A 22,820-nucleotide genomic window follows, 5' to 3' on the forward strand; every position below is an offset into this window, starting at 1 on the left:
TAATCTTGTTTCGTTATTTTGCGACGGCCAACGCCGTCTCCACATCGTCTGTAGCCGAAGCCACACACTTACATAGGTAGTCGCTTAACCATGCGAACCTTGAACGGCATCTTGTGAGCCAAACGGGCAAAGCAAATCTTTGCCTGTTGTTCACCAACACCACCGATCTCATACAAGATCGTTCCAGGTTTGATAGTTGCAACCCAGTATTCAGGCTCGCCCTTACCTTTACCCATACGCGTTTCCAACGGAGTCGATGTGATCGACCGGTGTGGGAAGACGCGAATGTAGAGCTTACCTTCGCCTCGAATATATTGTTGAGCAGCGATACGTCCAGCTTCGATGGTCTGCGCTTTCAACCAACCGGGATCAAGCGCTTGAAGGCCGTAGTCACCAAAGACAACTTTGTTGCCTCGGGTGGCGTTACCTTTTATATGACCTCTTTGGACTTTTCGATGCTTGACCCGTCTTGGCATCTGCGCCATTGTCTTCGTCTCCGTAGTTACCCTGGTTAATCCAAACCTGAACGCCGATGTGGCCCTGAGCCGTTAGTGCTTCGGTGAAACCGTAATTGATTTTCGCACGAAGCGTACTCAGTGGAATGGATCCGCTAATCTGTTTTTCGCGACGAGCCATTTCTGCCCCGCCAAGTCTTCCAGCCAATTGAATCTTGATGCCTTTGGCACCAGCATCCATTGACTCTTCCGCTGCACGCTTCATTGTGCGTCGGAAGCTTGATCGTCGAGTCAGCTGTTCAGCAATTTTCTCGGCTACCAACTGTGCTTGCATGTCCGGTCGGCTAACTTCTTCAATCTTCAGATTGATTCGACGACCGACCAGGTTTTGAATTTCGTTTTGAAGTCGTTCGACTTCCTGACCTTTTTTACCGATGATCAAACCCGGACGAGCAACAAACAGTGTGACCTTGACTTCGTCACGCGTTCGCTCGATTTCAATCTTGTCGATCCCAGCCGCTTTGTAATTCTGCGTTGGATGCTTCTTGATGAAGTCGCGGATCTTCTTGTCTTCAAGAAGGAATTGAGCGAATTCACCTTTCGATGCATACCAGCGACTCTTCCACGTCTCCATGACGCCACAGCGGAAAGCAACCGGATTAACTTTTTGACCCATAGTATTCTCGTTTTCGTTCTCTAAGGCCGACCAGTCTGGCCCGCCAATCGAAAGTTAAACTTCTTCCAACTTGATACGGATGTGCGACTGTCGCTTGAGGATCATCCTCGCCATGCCACGTCCGCAAGGACGAACACGCTTGAACATCGGACCGCCGTCAATGCAGGCTTCCGACACAATCAGTCGATGCTCATCAACAATACGTCCCGGGTTTTGCTCAGGATCCTGAGCATTCGCCAGTGCCGCCTTGATGGTTTTCTCAAGCATCCGGGCACCGCGGTGAGGCTGGTACCTGAGGATGTCGAGCGCGTCATCGACGAACTGACCGCGAACCAGGTCTGCCAAAGGACGGACCTTGCGAGCGCTGATTTTCGCGTATCGTAATTTTGATTCAAAAGCCATGATTTGTTCTCGGGTTCTGGCAGACTGCAAACGCAATCCGCACATCACTACTTCTTCTTGCCGCCACCGTGTCCACGGAAAGTTCGCGTCGCTGCGAACTCACCGAGTTTGTGACCGACCATGTCTTCAGTTACGTAAACTTTCATGTGTTGACGTCCGTTATGGACCATGAAGGTGTAACCGATGAACTCGGGCACTACTGTGCATGAACGAGCCCAAGTCTTAATTGGTTCTTTCGATCCCGCTGCTTCCGCTTTTTCCACTTTGGCGTAAAGCTTCTCGTCCACGTAGGGACCTTTTTTCTGTGATCTGCTCATAGGACTTATTTAACTTTCAGCTGACCGTAACGCTTGGACTTACGACGACGAACAATGGCCGCGTTGGAAGCCTTCGCCAATTGACGAGTGCGTCCACCTTTGGCTGGCTTGCCCGATGGGCTAACCGGGTGACGACCACCCTTGGTACGACCTTCACCACCACCGTGTGGGTGATCGATTGGGTTCATCGCGGTACCACGAACAGTCGGGCGTCGGCCCAACCATCGGCTTCGACCGGCTTTACCAAGCCGAACCGAACTGTGTTCCGAGTTTCCGACGCGACCGATCGTTGCACGACAGGCAGCAGGAATACGGCGGATCTCGCCACTCGGCAAAGAGATCTGAGCCCAGTTGGCTTCGCGAGCCATCAGCGTGGCACTTGAGCCTGCACTTCGGCAAAGAATCGCTCCTTGACCAGGACGCATCTCAACGTTGTGAATGACGGTCGCCAAAGGAATGTTTTTCAATGGCAAGCAGTTACCGACTGTCGGAGGAGCATCAGGACCGCTTTCGACAGTCATGCCCTTCTTCAAACCTTCCGGCCAGATGATGTAACGCTTTTCGCCGTCGGCGTACTTCAGCAGCGCGATACGAGCACTGCGGTTTGGATCGTACTGGATCGAGTCAACGAAAGACGAAACTCCGTCCTTGCTTCGCTTGAAGTCAATCACGCGATACATTCGCTTGTGACCACCACCGCGATGACGAACCGTGATCTTGCCCTGGTTGTTGCGACCGGCGTGCTTTTTCAGCGGACGAAGAAGTGACTTTTCAGGCTTGGCACCCTTGGTCAACTCCTTGAAGTCGCAAACGCTGGCGTCGCGACGCCCAGGCGATGTCGGTTTGTATTTTCTAATTCCCATTGTGTACTCCGGAAGTTCCGGGTTTAACGTTTGATGATTTGAGTTCGAGGCAACAGCCGCGTCTGACTAGAAGAAGTCGATGCGATGCTCGGAATTGAGCTTCACGATTGCCTTCTTCCAGGCCTTGGTTCGCCCCCAGGTGAAACGGTAGCGACGCGGCTTGCCCTTCCGAGTCTGAGTCGCAACCTTCTCGACCTTGACCTTGAACAGTTCTTCAACTGCTGCTTTGATCTCAGTCTTGGTCGCCAGAGCATTCACTTTGAACGTGTACTGGTTCAACTCGTTTGACTGATAGACGCCCTTCTCGGTAACCATCGGCTTGATGATCACTTGGTGAGGTTCCAGCTTTGGGCCTTTGCGTGGTGCTGGTGGTTTTCTCTTGAGTCCCATGATTACGCCTCCTCGCCTGATGTTGCTGCTTCAGGCTGAGCCTTCGGTGGCACGCCGTTTTTGAGCTGGTCCAGAGCTTCGCGGGTGAACAAAACCTTCTTGGGCTTGAGCACCTCGAGAGCATTCAGATCACAAACTGGCATGACCGAGACGCCCTGAATATTGCGAGCACTTTTGTGAACCGCAGATGAAACTTCCGCTGTTGCGATCAATGTTGTTGAACCGCAGAGCCCCATGCCCTTGAGCATGCCAGCGATTTCGCTTGTCTTGGGTGTTTCCATCGCAAGCTTGTCGATCACAGCGACTTGCTCATCGCGAATCTTTCCAGCGATTGCCATTCGAGTCGCAGCACGAACAGCCTTGCGAGGAAGACGGTAAGAGTAATCGCGAGGACGACGAGCAAAAGCATGCCCACCACCACGTCGAATGTTACTTCGACGGCTACCGGCACGTGCATTACCAGTACCTTTCTGGCGATACATCTTCTTGCCAGAGCCGGCAACTTCCGAACGGCTTTTTGTTTTGTGTGTTCCCTGACGAGCACTGGCCTGATACATCACAACGACATCGTGCAACAATTGCTTGTTGATCGTCGCCGAAATATCTTCCGGGCTAATCTCGTACTTACCGACTTCTTTGCCGGCGGAATCGTAAACTGGCAAACTCGCCATGACTAAACCTAAATAACTGTTTTAACTGTTCTCAAAACTGCCTGAACACAAACGAACGACTACTTCTTCATGTTCGTTTCACGGATGACAAGGTAGCCACCGTTTGGGCCAGGGACTGCACCTTCGACCAGCAGCAAGTTGTTCTCTGCATCCACCTGCACAAGATTCAGGTTACGGACAGTAACCTGAGCATTGCCGTAGCGACCTGCCATTCGCTTGCCCTTGAACGTGCGGCTCGGGTAGGCACTCATGCCAGTACCACCAGCGTGGCGATGGCACTTCTTGACACCGTGAGTTGCACGCTGCCCAGAGAAATTGTGACGCTTCATAACACCAGCGGTACCGCGACCCTTGCTGATGCCCATCACATCGACGCGAGGCACTTCGGCCAGAACGTCGACCTTGACTTCATTGCCAACTTCGGATTCCGAGTTGCCGCGGATCTCGCGGACGAACTTCGCTGGCTCGCAGTTTGCTTTCTCGCGAAGCTGACCGGCGGCGGCCAATTTCTGGGAACGCTTGCTCTTAATGTCAGCAACGTGACCGCGTTCTGCACGTGACGCCTGACTCTGACGAGACCGGAGGTCCTTTTTAGGACGAGCCTTTTCACCGAAACCCAATTGGACTGCGGAATAGCCATCTTTTTCTGGAGTACGAACTTGCAGAACCTTGCAAGGACCCGCCTCGATTACTGTGACCGGAGTGACGACCCCAGTTTCAGGATCGAACACTTGGGTCATCCCGACCTTGCGGCCGAGTATGCCTTTTGCCATGACTATCGCCTTGTGTTTCAGTGATTGCCGTCAGGGAAGATGTTTCAAAGCAGGCTAAACGCCAACCACAAAACCCTTATCCCCGCGACTTCCATTCATATCTAAAAATCGCCGAAGCGTTGATTTCCAAAGGTCCGCCACACGGCGAACACTAACTCTGCCTACTTTGTTGATGCCTTGATCTTGATCGAAACACCAGCCGGAAGGCTCAGCTTGTTCAAAGCCTCAATCGTCTTTGCAGTTGCCTGAACGATATCGATCAGACGCTTGTGTGTTCGAATTTCGAACTGATGCCGTGCCTTCTTGTTCACGAAAGGACCGGAAAGAACCGTGTACTTTTCGATACGAGTTGGCAATGGAATCGGCCCGTGCACTTCTGAGTGAGTACGCTTGGCGGTATCCACGATATCCTGAGCACTCTGATCAAGGATCGAGTGATCGTAAGCTTCCATTCGAATGCGAATAACTTCGTGATTACCAGCCACGTGGCGTTTCTCCAAAACAGGTGGTCCAAAGGACGACTCTGATCAACAAATTAAATCCCAAATCTCAAACAATCTCTGTTTCCACCAAAGTTCGACATAAAAAGTCAAACCGCACCGCATCCGCAGATACTGGTAGCTGCTTGGTCACCGTGAGATCGCTTTTTATCGCGACAGTGACCTTGATGGCACAGAAAAGTTGCCCAGAGAGGTTCCGGGAAAGCCGCAGAATTTAAGGGTGTTTTCGGAGACCGTCAACGGTGAAATTAGAAAATTCGCGAAGGAATCTTCAAATGGTTCATTGCCGCGGATTCTATGCCGAATCGGTAGCGAAAAAGTCGGACCAGACGCCGTAGCTTACCGATTCGACAAAACCTCAGCTCGTAAATGGCTTTAGCTTTCGGCGAGCCAAAATTTGCATTTCATCGTGTCGAAAACTCGAGCGAAAGAGCCGTGTAGTCGTCATGAACGATGGGACTGGATTTGAATGCAGTTCTTTTCTGGTTAAACGATTCGCGCCAAGCCCTTGGTTTTAACGGCGAGCTATCTTTTCCAAGCCGAAAATCCTGCCCCATGCTTGTGTCTTACCAAGGCTCGACACTGCATCAGGATCTGGCCGTGTTATTTCAAGTTATTGTTGGCAGTGAGGCCATGTTAACCACCCCGCAAACAGGCTGGACGCGACTGGATAATGGAGTCCGCGTTGTAACCGAACGCGTCCAGAACAGCGTAAGCACCGGGATCTCCGTGCTGGTCGATGCGGGGCCGCAAGACGAAGCCGATGGAAAGTTGGGCTTGGCTCATCTCTGTGAGCACGCCGCGTTTCTTGGTACTCCGCTTCGAACTAGCCGTGAGTTGGCTCGGATGATCGACGCTGCCGGAGGCTGTTTCGGAGCATTCACCGCGCCGGACTATACGTGCTACTACTCCCACGTGCTTGATGAATACGCCAGCTACGCAATGGACTTGCTGGGAGACATTCTTGTCGCCAGCAAATACCCGGAAGAGGCTCTGGAACGTGAAAAAGACGTGATTTGTCAGGAAATCATCGGAGGTCAGGACTCTCCCGATGAGCGTTTGTTGGAGCTGACCAAGAAGAACCTGTGGCCCGAGGACACGCTAAGCAACTCATTGATCGGATCGGAAGAAGATGTTCGTGCGCTCGATCGGTCCGATGTAGTTCAGTTTGTTTCCAGGCAATATACCCCGGACCGGATCATTGTTGCGGCAGCGGGAAGCGTTGAGCACGATTCGATCGTCGAGCAAGTCCAGGATGCGTTTTGGCCACTTCGCGGGCAGTCCAGTCCGAGGCCGATGGATCCGCCGGTAGTCAGGGGCGGGGTCGCGATTGAGGCGATGCCGACGTCGCATTGCAATTTTGCAATCGCTGTTCCCACGCCCGGGTTTGCTGACGAGCGCAGATATGTGTTGCACGTCATGAACAATCTGATTGGCGGCGGCATGAGCTCGCGACTGTTTCAGAGTTTGCGTGAGGAGCACGGTCTGGTCTACAGCGTCCAGTCGAGCATTCTGTCGTACCGTCGGGGTGGTGCTTTGGTGGTGACCGGAGCGACTTCATCTGACCAGCTGATCAAGGCCGTCAACCTGGTGATGATGCAGCTGATTTCGTTAGCGATGGGTGAACCAGCCGTCGACGAGGAAGAGCTTTGGAAGTCCAAGATGCAGGTTCGCAGCCAAAGCCGTTTGGCGACAGACATGGTTTCCAATCGTGTGTCACGAATCGCGACTCAGGAGTTCCATCTCCAAACACGAATCGAGGATGAGAAGATCCTGGAAGCAATTGACTCGGTGACGATCGAAGCCGTGCAGGAAATGGCCATTGAGATTTTGCTTGGGGGCATGGGGCGGCTTTCGCTGGTCGCTGTTGGTCCGTTGGAACGGGACGGACCCATTTATAGCGAATTGAACAATATTTACGGCAGTTTCAGCGCTCTGGAGGCTTAACTGCTTACCCGATCCGTCAGTTTTACCCGTCCCGAATTTATTCCCAACCTATGTTTCAGTGGATCCGGGCTCCGGATCCGTAGACCAACCTCAACTTGATTCAAGGGACCCTAATATGCCAATTCCAGACAATATCCGCAAAAACTGGATCGAACTTCAGAAGAAATTCGACCACCCAGTCAACGCAATCGGCGTGAAAATCGCCGAGTCAGACGCCAAAACTCTTTCCGTTTGGAAAGAGGAAGGCATTGATCAGTACCAACAAAAGTAGTGACTGAATTGTCACCGCTTTCATAAAGAATTGCTGCTTGGCGTCTTGTGTTGCAAGGCGCTGGCAGTGGTTTTGAAATTCGATCGTGTTTTTGCGCTTCTTTAGCGCGATGCCTGAAACTATTTGAAGTTTTATCCATCCACTGCCCAATGAATTCCAACACTTCCCAACCGCTTAGAACCGCCGCAGAAGCACTTCTCAATGGAGATGTCGTTGAGTCTTTTGAAGGGCAAGGTCGCCAGCCTCAGGACGTCGAAGCCTGGTTGTTCGAGGCTTGGTCACGCGATTCTGTCGATGGCGCGCTTGAAGCTCTGATGCAAGCGCTCGAGCTTGATGCTGACTGTGAGCTGGCGATGCAGGGAGTCCAGTGGGTTGAAGGCCTGTCCGGTCTAGCTCAGCAAGTTCTGCTTCGCCCAGAAAATCCGTTGGCAACACCGCAGCTCGATACGGAATCTGAATTGGAACTTGAGTCAGAGGACGTTGGCAAGGCAGAAGCTGTCGTGGAAGAAGCCGCCACCAACGAAGCTGCTGACGAATCAGTCGAAGAGCCTGTTTGTGCAGGTGAGCTTTATTGCGTCGAGGAGGTCGAAGGCGAACCGTCGGAGCCCGAATGTGGCAATGGCGTCGCGGAAATGACTTTGTTCGGCCAGTCGATCTCGCTTAGCGATGTCGCAGATGCCGATTCATCGGAGTCGGAATGCGAGCTTGAAGAAGAGCCGACTCACCTGGCCAGCGAAGAGGCTGAGCCGGAAGCCGTTGCTGAGCCGGAATCCGATCAGGACACGGAAGAAGGGTCGGAAACACTACAAGAATTATCGTCAGCATCTTTAGATGATGAAGCTGCCTCAGAGTGCACGGAACTTTCATTGCTGAATAACCTGTTCCAGCCAGCTTTGACGGCTGATCTGGAGGACGCGTTAGCAACGTCGGAGCTGGCGCCGCTGGAAGTTGATGCTTCCGAGGGCTCGGATGTCGCTGAAACAGCGTGCGAAATCGCTGAATTGACTCCGGCCGAAGCCGTTGAGGCGGTCGAAGTCGAAGATGAATCGGAAGCCGCAGAAGAGGTTTTCTATTGGGCTGGCGAACTGACGGCGGTCGATGGGGGTGCAGAAGAGGCATCGTCAGATCTGGATGTCGACGGAGTGGAAGCTGACGAAGCTCAGCGTCTTGCCGACGAAGCTGAAGCCCAGCGTCTGGCCGACGAAGCCGAAGCTCAACTTCTCGCCGACGAAGCCGAAGCTCAGCGTCTTGTTGATGAAGCGGAAGCCCAGCGTCTGGCCGATGAACAGGCTGAACTTGAAGCCAAGCAAGAAGCGGAAGCCGCCGAAGCCCAGCGTCTGGCCGACGAAGCCGAAGCTCAACGTCTCGCGGATGAAGCGGAAGCCAAACGTCTGGCCGATGAACAGGCTGAACTCGAAGCCAAGCAAGAAGCGGAAGCTGCCGAAGCCCAGCGTCTGGCCGACGAAGCCGAAGCTCAACGTCTCGCTGATGAAGCGGAAGCCCAGCGTCTGGCCGATGAACAGGCTGAACTTGAAGCCAAGCAAGAGGCGGAAGCCGCCGAAGCCCAGCGTCTTGCCGACGAAGCCGAAGCTCAACGTCTCGTTGATGAAGCGGAAGCCCAGCGTCTGGCCGATGAACAGGCTGAGCTCGAAGCCAAGCAAGAAGCGGAAGCTGCCGAAGCTCAGCGTCTTGCCGACGAAGCTGAAGCTCAACGTCTCGCGGATGAAGCGGAAGCCAAACGTCTGGCCGATGAACAGGCTGAACTCGAAGCCAAACAAGAAGCGGAAGCCGCCGAAGCTCAGCGTCTGGCCGACGAAGCCGAAGCCCAGCGTCTCGCCGATGAAGCGGAAGCCAAACGTCTGGCGGATGAACAGGCTGAACTCGAAGCCAAGCAAGCCGCTGAAGCATTGCGATTGGCGGAAGAAGCTGCCGAAGCTCAGCGTCGTGCGGAGGAAGAAGCCGTCGCCGAGCGACTTTCGGCTTCTCGACAGGTCGCCGCCACAATCATGCAGCGAACTCAGAACGAGGCAAATCTTGACTCTGTCGACAACCTGGAAACTTGCGTCAATGAGGTCCAGCAAATCGCTCTTGAGCCTGTTGACATTGATCCAGTCGGCGAAGCATCTGACAGCGACGTTGCACCGGTTGCTGAAATTGCACCTGTTGCTGCTCAGGTTCCGGCCGAAGCTGTCGAAGCTGAAATTCACCAAACCATCGAAGAGCTCAACAACGAAGTCAGCGAAGTTGTCGCTGACATCACGCCAGCTCCAGCCGAACCAACGCAAGTCGAACCGGTTGCCGAAGCCGACGGGCCGTTGGTTCTCGCTGTCGACGATAGCCCCACCATCCGAAAGCTCGTTTCGATGACGCTCGAACGCGAAGGCTTCCGGGTGATCACCGCGGCTGACGGCCTCGAAGCACTTCAGCTGCTTTCAGAGCACATGCCGGACATCATTCTGTCTGACGTTAATATGCCGCGACTCGACGGATACAAGCTGTGTCGATTCGTGAAAAAACACGATCGTACGAAGCACATTCCAGTCGTCATGTTGTCAGGGAAAGATGGGGTCTTTGACAAACTTCGCGGAAAAATGTTTGGCTGCGGCGACTACATCACCAAGCCATTCGAGTCAGCCGATCTCGTTGAAAAGGTTCGTTTCCATACTGGCGTTTATTCGAACTAGTTCCAAGACAAAGTCTCAATTTTGATTCAGCCAGATGGCTGAACCAGGAAAACATCACCCATGAGTCAAACCAAATCCTATCCTCCATCCGGCCCTCAGGGCAGTGAAGTCGCAACTGGCATCAAAGTCAGTTCTGCCGAGCTTGAGTTGGGTTGCATTAATTTGATTTCGCAGCTCGAAATGCAAATCGAAAGCGCGCGTAGTGGCAGCGGCCACGTCGAAAAGGCCAGCGTGAACACGGACAAGCTTCTTTCGGTTCTGCTGGATTTTTGCGACCAGTACTTCGATGGCGATACCGCCGGCGTCGCACTTGAAAGCATCGAGAAAGCTTCATTCGCAAGCCTCGCGCATCGGGAAGTGCTCAGTTCGCTGGGCTGGGGGTTCGCCGTGCGAAATCTCTTTGGCAAATCGGTTTGCAGTGACGACCGGGTCCGTCAAACCTACGACAGTCTTGGCAACGCTTTGCTGACCGCATGCGTTTCTGTGCTTCGACAAGCCGTCCTGGCCGTCGGGTGCGATTCAGCGGTCGGCAAGACGATCGAGCAGAGTACAGCCGTGTTTGTGGAAGAATTCAAAGCCAATTGGTAGTCATGAGCGAATTGCAAAAAGTACTCGTTGTCGAAGACAGCCCGACGACCCGTCGTCAGATCACGGACATCCTCGAAGGTGCAGGATACGAAGTGATCAGCGCCGAAGATGGCGAAGCTGCGCTCGAACTGGTCAGGGAACATCATCCCGAACTGGTTGTGTTGGACATCGTGCTGCCCAAGAAAAATGGCTATCAGGTTTGCCGCAACATCAAGGCAGACCCTGAGCTCGCGATCAAGGTCATGATGCTGACCGCCAAGGACCAGGAAAAGGATCGCATCTGGGGCCAACGTCAAGGAGCCGACGTGTATCTCTCGAAACCTGTCGACGCTGATGAGCTTGTCAAAGCCGTCAACGACATGGTCTCGACTCCCTCCCGAATCAACTAGCAGGACCTCCCCACCATGACTGATCCCACCAATATTTTACCATCCGACGATCCACTGAAAGCAGACGTGCAAAAAGCGCTGTTGGCCGCATTCGGTGAAGAGGCCATCGGGTGGCTTGATGAAGCCGACGACCTTGAGCTTGAAGTGCAGGCGGATGAATCGCCGCAGCAGGAAACAGAATCTTCAAGTGTTGAAATCACAAAGCCTGACCAGGGCTTGAGCAATCTGCTCGATCAAATCAGTGCTGCTATCGAAGGCAGTTCTACCGACGCCCTGGCATCAGGCATCGACGATGAAGCGGACGAAGACGGCGACGCGGTTGTCGAACTTGGTCCACGCTACGTCGTTTTTGAAATCGGCGATCAGCAATACGGGATTCCGCTCGATGGAGTCCTCGAAATTGATCGCTGCGGAAAGGTGACGTCGCTTCCCCGGACTCCGGCCTGGTTGCGAGGCGTTACCAATCTTCGAGGCCAAATCCTTTCAGTGACCGACTTTCGGGACCTGTTGGGGCTGAGCGATCAGCGGCGTGCCGTTGGCGAAAAAATTATCGTTGTCCATAGCGAGAGTCACGATTCGTGTACTGCACTGGTTGTCGATCGGGTACTTGGTATCCGAAACCTGCGCGGTGAACAGGGGCCGCTCGAAGGACTTTCGGACCGACTGGCTGTCTTTGCGGATAGCCTGGCGGTCACTGATCAGGCGACGACTGTACTCATCGATCCTGACCTGTTGCTCGGTAGCAATGAACTTTCAGCATTCGCTGTCGAGTAATCACTTCAGGGCCTTCGAACGCGGCTTTTTGCTGTGGTCCAAACCGATCGTCTCCATCGGAGACCTGTTAGCCCACCATCATCTTTCAATCATCCAACCAATCAGAAAATTAAGGTAGTTTCAATGGCCACGAAAAGCTCGTTTACAGAAAACGGTTTGTTCAAGTTCTTCGGAAAGACGATTCAGCGAAAGCTGGTTGCCTTGTTGATCGCCGTAGGTCTCCTTCCTATGCTCGCGGTCGCGATCTCGATGTACCAATCGACTTCGGACGGACTGTTCAACAAGTCGTTCGCCCAGCTTGAAGCGATCAAGACGATCAAGGCCAATCAGGTTAGCGACTACTTCGGTTTCATTGACAAACAGATTCGAACTTTCTCGGAAGACATCGCCGTCGTCGATGCCATGAAAGCCTTTCCAGGGGCAGAGAAAACGGCTCGCACCGAAGTGGGCGCGACTGATGACGATCTGGCGAAAATGGAGCAGCACTTGCGCGGCTATTACACCGACAAATTCGGTGCGGAATACGGTTCGCGAAACGACGGTGCGGCACCTCCAACGGATGAGCAGTTCCAGCCCTTGGACAAGGATTCGATCTACCTTCAGTATCAATACATTAGTGCCAACCCAAATCCGCTGGGTTCAAAAGAAGTCCTTGACGCTGCCGAAGACGGAACGGCGTACGGAAAACTGCACGCGAAGTTCCACCCGATGGTTCGAAGCTATCTGCAGAAGTTCGGCTACTACGATATTTTCCTTTGCGACCTTGAGTCCGGCGATATCGTCTACTCGGTTTTCAAGGAATTGGACTTCACGACTTCTTTGAAAGACGGGCCTTACGCCGAAACCAACTTCGGACGAGCTTTCCAGCTTGCTGCCGAAGCGAAATCAGCAGAGGAAGTCTTCCTCGTTGACTATGAAGAGTATGTTCCTTCTTACAACGATGCGGCAAGCTTCATTTCGTCTCCGATTTATGACGGCGACAAGAAAATTGGGGTGGCCATCTTCCAGATGCCGATTGACAAGATCGCGGCGATCATGGGAGAGCGTACCGGTATGGGCGAATCGGGCGAAACGTACGCTGTTGGAACAGATATGCTGCTGCGAAACGATTCACGTTTCACACCTGACACGATGATGAACCCTGAGTACGTGATTAATACCAAGGCCGTGCAGGAAGCCTTCAAAGGCAATTCAGGTCTTGAAGTGATCGACGATTACCGCGGTGTTCCGGTACTTTCAGCCTGGTCGCCAGTGACGATTTACGACGGAATCCCGGGCCGTGCCGAGCCAATCACATGGGCTCTGATGTCTGAGATTGACGACGCGGAAGTACGTGAGCCACTTGGTTTCATGACTGTTGCTCAAACGGGTCTTGTCTGGATCATTGGTGCGATTCTTGGTGGTGGACTTTTGATCTGGTTCGTTGCCCGTGGTATCACGCAACAGGCGGCTTCGATTAAGGAAATGCTTGGTAACGTCGGTATCGGATTGCTCGATGCTCGTGCCGAAAAAATCACGAACGATGAACTTGGTGACGTTGCCGAGGCACTTAACGCGATGAGTGAAACGACGCTGTCGCTGATTGAATCGGACGAGAAACGACAGGGTGTACAGCAGTCGATTGAAGAGCTGATCGGTGAGATGGAGCAGATCGCCGGTGGTAATCTGGCTGTAAACGCTGATGTGAAAGAAGACATTACGGGCACGATCGCCGGTACGGTCAATCACATGACCGAGCAACTTCGAATGATTGTTCAGCAGGTACAAAACGCGACGTACATGGTGACAAGTTCTGCTGACGAGATTGCCGACCAGTCGACTCAGTTGTCGCAAGACAACGAGCAGCAAGCTCAGGATATTGAAACGACGTCTGCTGAAGTACTTCAGATCACTGGCCAGTTCCAGAACGTTGCTCGGAAAACGGAAGAGTCGGTACAGGTTGCCCAGCAAGCCCGTGAGTCTGCCAATCGTGGCTACAAAGCGGTAACCGATACGGTCGACGGTATGGATCGTATCCGTGAGCAGGTGCAAACGACTTCGAAGCGCATTAAGCGACTGGGTGAATCATCCCAGGAAGTCGGCGAGATCGTTCAGCTGATTTCTGATATTGCTGACCGAACTTCGATTCTGGCTCTTAATGCTTCGATTCAGGCCTCGATGGCCGGTGATGCCGGTCAAGGTTTCGCTGTTGTTGCTGAAGAAGTCGAGCGTCTCGCTGAGCGTTCGACGGACGCGACAAAGCAGATCTCGACGCTGATCAAGGCGATTCAAACGGGTACTTCCGAAGCAATTTCGGACATGGAAGAAGCGACACGCGAGGTGGTCGAAGGATCACAGCTGGCGACTCAGGCCGGTCAAACGCTGGCGGAAATTAACGAGGTATCCCAGCAGCTGGAAACTTCCATTAAACAGGTTTCCGATTCGGCTCTTGAACAGGCCGCTGCGGCGACTCGAATTGCTTCGACGATGAACAACATTTCGACGACCACGAAACAGTCGGCCGAAAAATCCCGTTCTGCAACCGAGCAGGTGACTGCTTTGGCAACGTTGGCCAACCAGTTGGGTGATTCTGTTTCCCGATTCCAGCTTGAACAGGGCGAGGATCAGGCTTACACGGTCATGAATCAGGTTAACGAAATGTCCGAGATCGCATCCAGTGCGACGCGATCGACTGCGAACACGACGCTCACACGTCTCGTGTACACAAGCGTTCGGACGGCTTCCTGCAACGACGCTGCGGTTGAAGACATCGTTGCCTCGGCTCAGCGAAACAACCCGCCGCTCGATCTGACCGGGGTTCTGTTCCATACAAAGAACCGATTCCTGCAAGTTCTTGAAGGACCTCACGATAACGTGATGGAAACCTACGAGAAAATCGTCGAAGACACGCGACATCGTAGCGCACTGGTTCGCTTCTGTGAGCCAATTCAGCAACGTCACTTCGGCAACTGGGGAATGGGGTCGTCGTTTGTTGAACAGGAATTGATGCACGGATCTGAAATTGACCGCGCTGTCTACGATGCAGTTGTCCATGGAGACACCGATTCGTTTGGCGACTCGGGAATGGATGTGTTGAAAGACTTCCTGAATAACGCAACGCAACGAGTCTAAACATGTAGCGGTGGCAACGTCTCGGTTTTCCGATGCGTTGCCGCTCGGTTTGTTTTCTGGCTTTGACCTGTATTCAAAACTGATCCCCGTCCTTGTTGGACGTCGAATCCGGCATGCAGCAACTCGCGTTCGTCAGACCGTGAATGCTGCTGGAGATTGGCTCGATCAGGTCAACCGGCTTGTAAACACGATACATCGCAGCGATTTTCGAAACCGCACCAGCAATACGAATGGATTCGTCGAGCTGCCGCGTGACGAAACGCTTGACTCATACAAGCTTTGCCATTTTCGCCCTAACAATTCACTGCCACGATCACAGGTTTGCCTGACGACCAGCCCGTGATGACAAAGGAACAGTCATGCCTTCCAACGACAATGTCGACATCAACGAAGTTCTGCGTCAACTTCGCGCTGGCGGTAACATGCCAGAAGAACTCGCCGAGATCTTCAGCGAAGAAGCTGAAGAGCACATGCGCAACATCTACGACGGCCTCGATCGGTTGCGCGTCGATCCCAACGATGAGCCCGCGCTCAGCGACGTTCGCCGATCATCGCACACGCTCAAAGGAGCCGCCGGCGCGGTCGGTTTCGAAGCCATCACTCGTCTCGCCCATCGTATGGAAGACTTGCTCGATTGGCTTGGCGATCACAAACAGGGACCGAATGAGAATCAGTTGCAGTTGCTGCTCACCACAGCCGACCAAATCGACGACTTGACAACTTCAGAAATCGATTTTGAGGAAATGGCTGGAACGCTGATCGAAATTTACGGTCAGTACGACAAAGTCATGGCGTCGCTGGGGACAGCAAACGTCGATCCTGTTGGCGATGATGCGATGTCGGCCAACGCGCATTCGGATGAGGAAGACGCTGCTGAAGCACTTGGCGAAAGCCAAGCCGAAGTACCTGCCGTCGACGTTGACGAGATTCGCACAGAGCTGGAATCTGGTTCGACGATCAGCGACGAGTTGGCTGAAATTTTCGCCGAAGAAGCCGATGAACATCTCGCCGCGATCGGGACAGGGCTGACGCAACTGATCAGCGATCCCGCAGACAAATCAGCAGCGGCAGACGTCCGCCGCAGCGCCCATACGCTCAAAGGAGCCGCCGGCGCGGTCGGGATGATGTCGATGCATCGGCTTGCATGGCGTGTCGAAATGCTGCTGGACGCACTCGCGGAAAGTGCTGCAACTCTAACTGCAGAACAGGTCGAGCTGCTCAACGAGTCTGGCGAACGACTTCTCGAGCTACGCAACGGCAGCTACAAAACAGACGATCTGACCGCGGCCCTGGCAACAATCTACGGTCGCTACGAACAAGAACTTGCATTGCTCGTCCCGGCGAAACAGGTCCAGCCAGAAACCAGCAATGAAGTTGTCGCTGCTGATGCGGCTGGTGATTTGCCAAAAAACACGGCAGGCAAAGGAGAAGCCGTCGAAGCCAAAGATGCGGCCCAGGACTCAAATGTTGAGCCTGGCAAGTCGCAAAAGCAGAAAGCTGCGGCCAATCAGCCGACTCAGTATCTGCGCGTTCCGCTCGACCGACTTGACTCGCTGGTCAGCTTGGTCGGTGAGATGGTGGTTAACCGCTCGACCTTCAGTCAACGGCTCAACGATTTCGCTGACCGTATCGAAGAGATGAACTCATCGTTGGATCGTCTGCGTACGGTCGCCAGCGATGTTGAAACTCGCTACAGCGTCGAAGCCCTTCAGGCTGGAAAGCTTCGCGAACGAGGCCTCGGCGTCAACCGAATCAAGGCGACGCTGGCTGGCAACGAAGCCACCGACGAACTCGATTCGCTTGAGTTTGATCGCTACACCGACTTCCACTTGCTGGCTCGGTCCTTGTCGGAAGCCACAAACGACATCGCGGTGATCTCATCCGAGCTTCGCAACCTGCACGGCGACTTTGATTCCTTGATCAACCGTCAGCAACGATTCAACCGCGACGCTCAGTCAAACCTGATGCACGTCCGCATGGTTCCGGTCGGCAACATCGCCAACCGGCTCGATCGCACGATCCGATCTGTCTCGAACAAGCTTGGCAAGAAAATCGATCTGGCCATCAGCGGGGAGAACACGGAACTGGACAAAACGGTACTCGAAGAAATCACCGATCCGCTGTTGCACTTGATCCGCAACGCGATGGATCACGGAATCGAAACTCCGGCACAGCGACTTTCTGCCGGCAAGCCCGAACGATCACAGCTTCGGATCGAAGCCCTCAACCAGGGAACTCAGGTGACGATTCGCGTGATCGATGACGGTCGCGGACTCGATGCGGAGAAGATTCGCCTCAAAGCGGTCGAACGCAAGCTGATCCGCGAAGATCAAAAGCTCACCAAAGAGGAAACTCATGCGTTGATCTTTACGCCAGGGTTTAGCACTGCGGACGCTCTGACCGACGTTTCCGGTCGCGGAGTTGGCATGGACGTCGTTCGCGAAGCCGTTCAACGACTAAAGGGAACGATTCAGGTTGAAAGTGTCGTCGGAGTTGGCTCGACGTTCACGATTCACCTTCCGACAACGCTCGCGGTTTCCAACGCACTGCTGGTCGAATCCAGCGGTCACACGTTTGCAATTCCGATGCAATCTGTTCAGCAAATCAAACGACTGGATCCGACAGCGGTCACCAAAGTCGGTGCTCATCCGATGATCAACCTTGGCGATCGAATGCTGCTGTTGAAAGATCTTGCCAATCACATGGAACTGCGTTCCGATCAGGAAAAGTTCGAAGAAACCAAAGCCATGTTGCTGATTCGAACCGGTGACGATGAAGTCGCGGTCACGATCGACTCGATCGAAGGCGGTCAGGATATCGTGGTCAAAAGCCTTGGAGACCACCTGCGGCACGTGCCGGGCTATCTCGGAGCCACAGTCAGTGGTGATGGTACCGTGATTCCAATTCTTGATCCTGCAGATCTTTGCGGTCAGGAATCGTCTGCGAAACGAGCCAATCGGATGCGTCGACGTTCAGACAATGCTCCAAAAATTCATCGCAAGACAGCCATGGTTGTCGATGACTCGTTGTCGGTTCGCCGCGTAACGACCAACCTGCTGCGTTCGTTTGGTTGGGAAGTCATCGATGCCAAAGACGGCGTCGACGCTCTCGAGAAACTTGCGGCTGCCGATACGCCTCCTGACGTCTTCCTTTGCGACATGGAAATGCCGCGGATGGATGGTCTGGAGCTGGTCAGTCGGATTCGCAGCCAGGCCGAATTCCGTACGACTCCCGTCGTCATGGTGACATCGAGAGCCGGTGAAAAGCATCGCAAGTTGGCTCGTGAAGCCGGCGCTGACGAACATGTCGTCAAACCGTTCAATGACGAAAACCTGATCGGACTGATCGATCGCATGGTCACCGAACATCGCGAACTGGTCGGAGTCTAACCGCGACTGTAAAAAAATTCTCCATTTGTAAGCTGGGACTGCCCACCAACTTTCTTACAAGGAACCACGATGTTAACTCAAACTCCAACCCTCACTGAAGCATTCCATCCGGAACAGCTCTCAGCAGGTCGATCGAACCAGTTCGTGCGCGTGCGAATCGGTGAAATTGAACTGGTGATGGGAACGAAATATCTTTCCGGCGTCTATCAAGCTTCGCGGCAACATCGACTAACCGAAAACAATACGGTGTTGACTCCGAAGGGAGAATTTCCTGTTGCGTCGTTGAACGATGTGCTGCAGCAAAAGTTAAATCTTCCAATCACCAGTTTCGAAGGTCGCGCTCTAATCGCCGTCGGAGTTGACGGGCAAGTCGGTATGCTGCGAGCCGACAGCGTGTCTCGTCCGGCCTCTATCAGACCAGCCCACGTTCACCCGATGCCAAAGGTCGCTCACGACGAATCCGAAGGCTCGCGGCTGATCCGTTCGGTTGTGAATGTGGAGCCGTCGGCGGCCAATCCAAACGATTGCGTTCGATTGGAGTTTGATCCTCGCGTGGCGCTGGGGATGACAGTGCCGGCGGAACCAGCCGACCAACCGAATCCGCTACCCAAGGAAGCTGCTTCGGCGATCGCGGCGGCAGTTGCGGCGACATCGCGACGCGGATCCCAGGACAATCGCAAATCGGGCCAGCTGCTCGCGTTCATCCCCGACGACGTTGCCAAAAGCGAAGTCGAACAAGTGTTCTGCCTTCCGCTGACAGCCGTCGCCGAAGTCGTCACGACTCAACGCCATTTGAATTCGACCGTTTCGTCGGATGTTTTTGACGGGTTCGTCCTGTGGCGAAAAGTCCCGGTGCCGATCGTTCAGCTGGGAAAAATCTTTGGCTTTAACTTAGAACGCGAAACAGAATCAAGTCGCCGACTGGTGATCGCACGAGCGACTGGAAATCGATTCCTTGGCTTTTACGCACAGCCACAGATGCAAACCATGAAAGTGCCAGAGTCCGTCCCTGGCAGCAACACGCTTTTCGAAGGCCGCCCGCATCTCGGATGTTTTCGTACTGAGCTGGGAGAACTTGTGGTCCCGGACCTGAATCGAATTCTCGACAACGGATTCTAGGCACTGTTTGGTAGATGTGAGCGGCAAGGCGCTAGCCGCCGTTGCGTTGCGCTTTTTAACGGCGGCTAGCGCCTTGCCGCTCATGTTTGGCCGCGTTGATGACATGAAAATCAATTTGTCAAACAGCGCCTAGTCGCTTCTGTTAGTCGCTACTGTTGCCTACGAGCCAGAATCAGCGACCCTGCCCTGCCCCGACACGGTCACCCGCGCGGATTGAAATTCGTCGCTGCATTTTCGTGGAAGTGTGAAGCCAAAAGTAAATTTCACGATGTGATTAAGATCGCCAGTTTGATGTAAGATGGTTGCTTTGTGACCGCATTGCATGGACCAACAAAGCTGATGGCTGAGCATTTTAATTCCGAGTTTCCGTCTGTTGAGCACTTGATCCGCCAGGCCAAAAAGCGGATGCCCGGGTTTGCGTTTGACTATTTGACCGCTGGGTGTTTCGGCGAAGTCAATCTGGATCGAAACCAGAAAGATATTCGCGACGTTCAGCTGAAGCCGTGGTATTTGCGCGACTATGAAGGCAGTAATCTGAAAACGGAGTTGTTTGGGAAAACGTACGATGCGCCATTCGGTATGGCGCCTGTTGGACTGCAAGGGCTGATGTGGCCCAAAGCCTGTGAGTATCTTGCTCAGGCCGCTACTGACCACAACATTCCGTTTTGTCTTTCGACCGTCAGCACGGCCAGCATCGAGACGGTCTCTGCGATCACAGGCGGCGATTTCTGGTTTCAGCTCTACCATCCTGCCGAAGACAAACTTCGCGACAAACTGCTCGAACGGGCTTGGGAGTCCGGATGCAAGACGTTGGTGATTCTGGCCGACACGCCGACGTTCGCCTATCGCCCAAAAGAAATCCGCAACGGCCTGTCGATCCCACCCCGGATGACGATGCGAAACATTCTACAGATGTGCACACGGCCGACCTGGTCGCTGGGTCAGCTGATGGCAGGAGCTCCAGAATTCAAAACCATGAAGCCCTACATTCCCGCAGGGCTGAACATGAAACATCTGGGGCTGTTCATGAACAAAACTTTTTCCGGACGACTCACGGAATCAAAAATCGCTCCAATCCGCGACCAATGGAAAGGCAACCTGGTCATCAAAGGAGTCGTCAATCCTGAAGACGCAGAGCTCGCGATCAAGCACGGCCTGGATGGAATGATCGTCTCCAATCACGGCGGTCGACAGCTCGATCGCGGTGAGTCCACGATTCGACCTTTGGCCAGGCTGGCGCCCGAGTTTGGAGATCGGATCAAAATCATGATGGATTCGGGAATTCGATCTGGGGCCGATGTTGCTTCGACGATCGCTTCCGGGGCCGCGTTCACATTCCTTGGACGGACTCCGATGTTCGGTGTTTGTGCGTTGGGCAAGTACGGCGGCCATCACACGTTTGAAATGCTCAAGAAACAAATTCAACAGGTTATGGAGCAAGTCGGCTGCGAATCCGTCGACCGGCTGCCAGAGCATCTTGTCGGCTGATCGAATTGCGTTGCCATGGTCTCTAACGTGCCGCGTCCGGCAACTGGCCACGTGGAAGGCGGCTTCGAATAGTGGTATCTTGGACGCGGGATTATCACTGGAGGGAAACAAATGAGCGGAATTACTTCGCACGTACTCGATACATCACGCGGTGTTCCAGCAGCAAACATCGAAGTGCAGTTGGAGCTGAAAAAAGACAACGAGTGGAAACGGATTGGCGAGGGAACGACAAACAAGGACGGACGTCTTCCTGAACCGTTGGCGACAGAATTGGTGGCGGGTCACTATCGCATCGTTTTTCTGGTCGCAGACTATTTTTCAGACATGAAGAAGCCTTCGTTCTTCCCGCGAGTCCGGATTGAGTTTCTTGTTGATGATCCGATGGAGCACTACCATGTGCCGCTGCTGCTAAGTCCGTTTGGCTATTCGACGTATCGAGGAAGTTAGTTAATGCACGCGACGTACCATGATTTGAAAGACAGTTCCGTTTTTATCACCGGTGGTGGTTCTGGAATCGGCGCTGCGATCACAGAAAGCTTTCTTGCGCAGGGCGCCAAGGTCGCGTTTGTGCAGCGTTCGGACGCCAGTGAATTTGTCGCCGAAATGAAAGCCAAACACGGTGCGGCGCCGCTGTATATCGAGTGCGATGTGACAGATGTTGACGCTCTCAAGGCTGCGATCGCGCAGGCTGGCGATGCTCATGGAACGATCACGACGTTGGTGAACAACGCGGCCTGGGACAATCGACATCCTGTTCAGGGCTTCACGCCGGATGAGTGGGACAGCATGATGCGAGTCAACTTGCGACCTCACTTTTTCGGCGCCCAGGCGGTCGCCCCGGGGATGAAGGAAGCTGGCGGCGGATCAATTATCAATTTCTCGTCCATTGCATTTCGCATCGCCGTCCAGGGCTTTCCGGCTTACGCCACTGCCAAGGCGGGAATCGTCGGGCTGACCAACAGCATGGCTCGCGAGTTGGGTCCGGATTTCATCCGGGTGAACTCCGTGTTGCCCGGCTGGGTGCTGACGAAGCGTCAGATGGATTTGTGGGCGACTGAAGAAGCCTTGAAAGAGTTTCTCGCGATGCAGTGCCTTCCTGAACACCTGCACGAAAAGGATATTGTCGGAACGGTTCTGTTTCTCGCGTCGAATTCCAGTCGCATGATGACAGGCCAGTCGCTGGTCGTCGACGGCGGCGTAACGTTCCCGGGATAGCCAGCACGGATCGCGCCTACGCGCCGTCGCGCCTACGGTCTGCAGAACACGTGCAACCCAAGGTCAATCAGCTCGGCTTCGATATTGTCGGGAGTAGGTTCTTCGATCGAAATCGCAACCTGCTCGGTCAGCAATTTCGCAAACCGTCGTCTTGCTCGATGCAAGTAAACCCGGAACGACCCCTCTGCCGGAATCGCGATCGGCTGGCTCTCATGCAAGTGTTCGTGCAGTTGTTTGGTCGTCATTTCCGGATGATCAACTCGCGCACGCAGGATTGTGTAGTACGGCTTGGATGATTCAATCTGCAGTTGTTCGAGCCGCCGCCAGGCTTGATCCAGCATCGTCTGACGCCAGGCGAGCGTGAACGCGTCGCAACCGGAGTCCGCATCTTCTTCCGCAGCGATGAAGTCAATTTGATCGGCAGTACCAAGCTTTCTCTGCTTCTGTTTGCGTCGATGGAAGTCAACCATCAATCGATACAGAGAAGTTTTCAGCATGTTGCGAAATCGACCTTTTTCAAAGTCCGCATTGCGAAAGTCTCCTCTCACGATTCGAAGCGCAAACTCCTGAAACACTTCGTCGGCGGATTCCCGATTGCCAAGCGACGCCAGCAAGTACCGTTTGACCGCCGGGCTGTAGAGCTCGAACAACTCCGTCTGAGCCATCGTTGCACCCGGTTCTATCGTGTTGGCTCGGCGAACCAATGACCACTGCGTTTCAATTTTACTTAAGCGACTGTTCGACACTTTCATCCCCTGCGTTCATGCATCTCGACGGCAAACAGAAAAGCCGTACTCG

Annotated in this window: 22 protein-coding genes; 12 read left to right on the forward strand and 10 right to left on the reverse strand. The window is 53.8% G+C overall.

The annotated features are described in order from the left end of the window. Window positions 1-68: 68 nt before the first annotated feature. From rplP to rpsJ, 9 genes are all read right to left on the reverse strand, one after another. Window positions 69-485: a 50S ribosomal protein L16 gene (gene rplP, locus MFFC18_RS06110; RefSeq protein WP_075084394.1), complete on the reverse strand. Its 417-nt coding sequence runs from the start codon at window positions 483-485 to the stop codon at window positions 69-71. Further along, entirely contained in the window at window positions 424-1,131 is a 708-nt protein-coding gene (gene rpsC / locus MFFC18_RS06115; protein WP_075084393.1) for a 30S ribosomal protein S3, read from the reverse strand. The genes rplP and rpsC overlap by 62 nt, the downstream gene beginning before the upstream one ends. Before the next feature lie 54 nt (window positions 1,132-1,185). Next, window positions 1,186-1,533, reverse strand: coding sequence for a 50S ribosomal protein L22 (rplV, locus tag MFFC18_RS06120; RefSeq protein WP_075084427.1), 348 nt, complete (start codon window positions 1,531-1,533; stop codon window positions 1,186-1,188). A gap of 47 nt (window positions 1,534-1,580) precedes the next feature. Beyond that, on the reverse strand, window positions 1,581-1,850 hold the full coding sequence (gene rpsS, locus MFFC18_RS06125; protein WP_075084392.1) for a 30S ribosomal protein S19: 270 nt from the start codon (window positions 1,848-1,850) through the stop codon (window positions 1,581-1,583). 5 nt (window positions 1,851-1,855) lie between these two features. Then, the gene (gene rplB / locus MFFC18_RS06130; RefSeq protein WP_075084391.1) at window positions 1,856-2,713 is read right to left on the reverse strand and encodes a 50S ribosomal protein L2; all 858 of its coding nucleotides are present in this window, start codon (window positions 2,711-2,713) and stop codon (window positions 1,856-1,858) included. Between the two features lie 66 nt (window positions 2,714-2,779). Further along, window positions 2,780-3,103, reverse strand: a complete 324-nt coding sequence (rplW, locus tag MFFC18_RS06135) for a 50S ribosomal protein L23 (RefSeq protein ID WP_075084390.1) — start codon at window positions 3,101-3,103, stop codon at window positions 2,780-2,782. Between the two features lie 2 nt (window positions 3,104-3,105). After that, window positions 3,106-3,774 carry a 50S ribosomal protein L4 gene (gene rplD, locus MFFC18_RS06140; protein ID WP_075084389.1) on the reverse strand — a complete coding sequence of 223 codons (669 nt, stop codon included), beginning with the start codon at window positions 3,772-3,774 and terminating at the stop codon, window positions 3,106-3,108. A gap of 59 nt (window positions 3,775-3,833) precedes the next feature. Beyond that, the gene (gene rplC, locus MFFC18_RS06145; RefSeq protein ID WP_261340526.1) at window positions 3,834-4,514 is read right to left on the reverse strand and encodes a 50S ribosomal protein L3; all 681 of its coding nucleotides are present in this window, start codon (window positions 4,512-4,514) and stop codon (window positions 3,834-3,836) included. 194 nt (window positions 4,515-4,708) lie between these two features. Continuing rightward, window positions 4,709-5,032: a 30S ribosomal protein S10 gene (gene rpsJ, locus MFFC18_RS06150; RefSeq protein ID WP_075084426.1), complete on the reverse strand. Its 324-nt coding sequence runs from the start codon at window positions 5,030-5,032 to the stop codon at window positions 4,709-4,711. Between the two features lie 648 nt (window positions 5,033-5,680). Here rpsJ and MFFC18_RS06155 point away from each other — a divergent pair. The 12 genes from MFFC18_RS06155 (at window position 5,681) to MFFC18_RS06205 (ending at window position 22,022) form a co-directional block, all read left to right on the forward strand. Then, window positions 5,681-6,994, forward strand: coding sequence for a M16 family metallopeptidase (locus MFFC18_RS06155; protein ID WP_162273947.1), 1,314 nt, complete (start codon window positions 5,681-5,683; stop codon window positions 6,992-6,994). Window positions 6,995-7,109: 115 nt separating this feature from the next. After that, on the forward strand, window positions 7,110-7,265 hold the full coding sequence (locus MFFC18_RS24825; RefSeq protein WP_168211075.1) for a hypothetical protein: 156 nt from the start codon (window positions 7,110-7,112) through the stop codon (window positions 7,263-7,265). A gap of 149 nt (window positions 7,266-7,414) precedes the next feature. Next, window positions 7,415-9,949 carry a response regulator gene (locus MFFC18_RS06160; protein ID WP_075084386.1) on the forward strand — a complete coding sequence of 845 codons (2,535 nt, stop codon included), beginning with the start codon at window positions 7,415-7,417 and terminating at the stop codon, window positions 9,947-9,949. Between the two features lie 60 nt (window positions 9,950-10,009). After that, entirely contained in the window at window positions 10,010-10,537 is a 528-nt protein-coding gene (locus tag MFFC18_RS06165; RefSeq protein ID WP_075084385.1) for a hypothetical protein, read from the forward strand. A gap of 2 nt (window positions 10,538-10,539) precedes the next feature. After that, window positions 10,540-10,926 (forward strand): response regulator transcription factor, encoded by a 387-nt coding sequence (locus MFFC18_RS06170; RefSeq protein ID WP_075084384.1) that lies wholly within the window; start codon window positions 10,540-10,542, stop codon window positions 10,924-10,926. A gap of 15 nt (window positions 10,927-10,941) precedes the next feature. Continuing rightward, entirely contained in the window at window positions 10,942-11,700 is a 759-nt protein-coding gene (locus MFFC18_RS06175) for a chemotaxis protein CheW (protein WP_075084383.1), read from the forward strand. A 123-nt stretch (window positions 11,701-11,823) separates the two neighbouring features. Next, window positions 11,824-14,811 carry a methyl-accepting chemotaxis protein gene (locus MFFC18_RS06180; protein ID WP_075084382.1) on the forward strand — a complete coding sequence of 996 codons (2,988 nt, stop codon included), beginning with the start codon at window positions 11,824-11,826 and terminating at the stop codon, window positions 14,809-14,811. A 359-nt stretch (window positions 14,812-15,170) separates the two neighbouring features. Next, window positions 15,171-18,200, forward strand: a complete 3,030-nt coding sequence (locus tag MFFC18_RS06185) for a hybrid sensor histidine kinase/response regulator (protein ID WP_075084380.1) — start codon at window positions 15,171-15,173, stop codon at window positions 18,198-18,200. Between the two features lie 69 nt (window positions 18,201-18,269). Further along, entirely contained in the window at window positions 18,270-19,319 is a 1,050-nt protein-coding gene (locus tag MFFC18_RS06190; RefSeq protein WP_075084379.1) for a chemotaxis protein CheW, read from the forward strand. Between the two features lie 339 nt (window positions 19,320-19,658). Then, window positions 19,659-20,807, forward strand: coding sequence for an alpha-hydroxy acid oxidase (locus MFFC18_RS06195; protein WP_075084378.1), 1,149 nt, complete (start codon window positions 19,659-19,661; stop codon window positions 20,805-20,807). 111 nt (window positions 20,808-20,918) lie between these two features. After that, window positions 20,919-21,254, forward strand: coding sequence for a hydroxyisourate hydrolase (uraH, locus tag MFFC18_RS06200; protein WP_075084377.1), 336 nt, complete (start codon window positions 20,919-20,921; stop codon window positions 21,252-21,254). Window positions 21,255-21,257: 3 nt separating this feature from the next. Next, on the forward strand, window positions 21,258-22,022 hold the full coding sequence (locus MFFC18_RS06205; RefSeq protein ID WP_075084376.1) for an SDR family NAD(P)-dependent oxidoreductase: 765 nt from the start codon (window positions 21,258-21,260) through the stop codon (window positions 22,020-22,022). 32 nt (window positions 22,023-22,054) lie between these two features. On the opposite strand, the gene MFFC18_RS06210 is transcribed toward MFFC18_RS06205, so the two are convergent. Next, window positions 22,055-22,687, reverse strand: a complete 633-nt coding sequence (locus MFFC18_RS06210; RefSeq protein WP_162273946.1) for an RNA polymerase sigma factor — start codon at window positions 22,685-22,687, stop codon at window positions 22,055-22,057. Window positions 22,688-22,820: the final 133 nt, after the last annotated feature.

The organism is Mariniblastus fucicola (genome assembly GCF_008087665.1).
Classification (GTDB): Bacteria; Planctomycetota; Planctomycetia; order Pirellulales; family Pirellulaceae; genus Mariniblastus; species Mariniblastus fucicola.

Excerpts from the sequence above, each read along its gene's own strand:
- rplP (WP_075084394.1), bottom strand. The coding sequence starts at position 485 with ATGGCGCAGATGCCAAGACGGGTCAAGCATCGAAAAGTCCAAAGAGGT.
- rpsC (WP_075084393.1), bottom strand. The coding sequence starts at position 1,131 with ATGGGTCAAAAAGTTAATCCGGTTGCTTTCCGCTGTGGCGTCATGGAG.
- rplV (WP_075084427.1), bottom strand. The coding sequence starts at position 1,533 with ATGGCTTTTGAATCAAAATTACGATACGCGAAAATCAGCGCTCGCAAG.
- rpsS (WP_075084392.1), bottom strand. The coding sequence starts at position 1,850 with ATGAGCAGATCACAGAAAAAAGGTCCCTACGTGGACGAGAAGCTTTAC.
- rplB (WP_075084391.1), bottom strand. The coding sequence starts at position 2,713 with ATGGGAATTAGAAAATACAAACCGACATCGCCTGGGCGTCGCGACGCC.
- rplW (WP_075084390.1), bottom strand. The coding sequence starts at position 3,103 with ATGGGACTCAAGAGAAAACCACCAGCACCACGCAAAGGCCCAAAGCTG.
- rplD (WP_075084389.1), bottom strand. The coding sequence starts at position 3,774 with ATGGCGAGTTTGCCAGTTTACGATTCCGCCGGCAAAGAAGTCGGTAAG.
- rplC (WP_261340526.1), bottom strand. The coding sequence starts at position 4,514 with ATGACCCAAGTGTTCGATCCTGAAACTGGGGTCGTCACTCCGGTCACA.
- MFFC18_RS06155 (WP_162273947.1), top strand. The coding sequence starts at position 5,681 with ATGTTAACCACCCCGCAAACAGGCTGGACGCGACTGGATAATGGAGTC.
- MFFC18_RS24825 (WP_168211075.1), top strand. The coding sequence starts at position 7,110 with ATGCCAATTCCAGACAATATCCGCAAAAACTGGATCGAACTTCAGAAG.
- MFFC18_RS06160 (WP_075084386.1), top strand. The coding sequence starts at position 7,415 with ATGAATTCCAACACTTCCCAACCGCTTAGAACCGCCGCAGAAGCACTT.
- MFFC18_RS06165 (WP_075084385.1), top strand. The coding sequence starts at position 10,010 with ATGAGTCAAACCAAATCCTATCCTCCATCCGGCCCTCAGGGCAGTGAA.
- MFFC18_RS06170 (WP_075084384.1), top strand. The coding sequence starts at position 10,540 with ATGAGCGAATTGCAAAAAGTACTCGTTGTCGAAGACAGCCCGACGACC.
- MFFC18_RS06175 (WP_075084383.1), top strand. The coding sequence starts at position 10,942 with ATGACTGATCCCACCAATATTTTACCATCCGACGATCCACTGAAAGCA.
- MFFC18_RS06180 (WP_075084382.1), top strand. The coding sequence starts at position 11,824 with ATGGCCACGAAAAGCTCGTTTACAGAAAACGGTTTGTTCAAGTTCTTC.
- MFFC18_RS06185 (WP_075084380.1), top strand. The coding sequence starts at position 15,171 with ATGCCTTCCAACGACAATGTCGACATCAACGAAGTTCTGCGTCAACTT.
- MFFC18_RS06190 (WP_075084379.1), top strand. The coding sequence starts at position 18,270 with ATGTTAACTCAAACTCCAACCCTCACTGAAGCATTCCATCCGGAACAG.
- MFFC18_RS06195 (WP_075084378.1), top strand. The coding sequence starts at position 19,659 with ATGGCTGAGCATTTTAATTCCGAGTTTCCGTCTGTTGAGCACTTGATC.
- uraH (WP_075084377.1), top strand. The coding sequence starts at position 20,919 with ATGAGCGGAATTACTTCGCACGTACTCGATACATCACGCGGTGTTCCA.
- MFFC18_RS06205 (WP_075084376.1), top strand. The coding sequence starts at position 21,258 with ATGCACGCGACGTACCATGATTTGAAAGACAGTTCCGTTTTTATCACC.
- MFFC18_RS06210 (WP_162273946.1), bottom strand. The coding sequence starts at position 22,687 with ATGGCTCAGACGGAGTTGTTCGAGCTCTACAGCCCGGCGGTCAAACGG.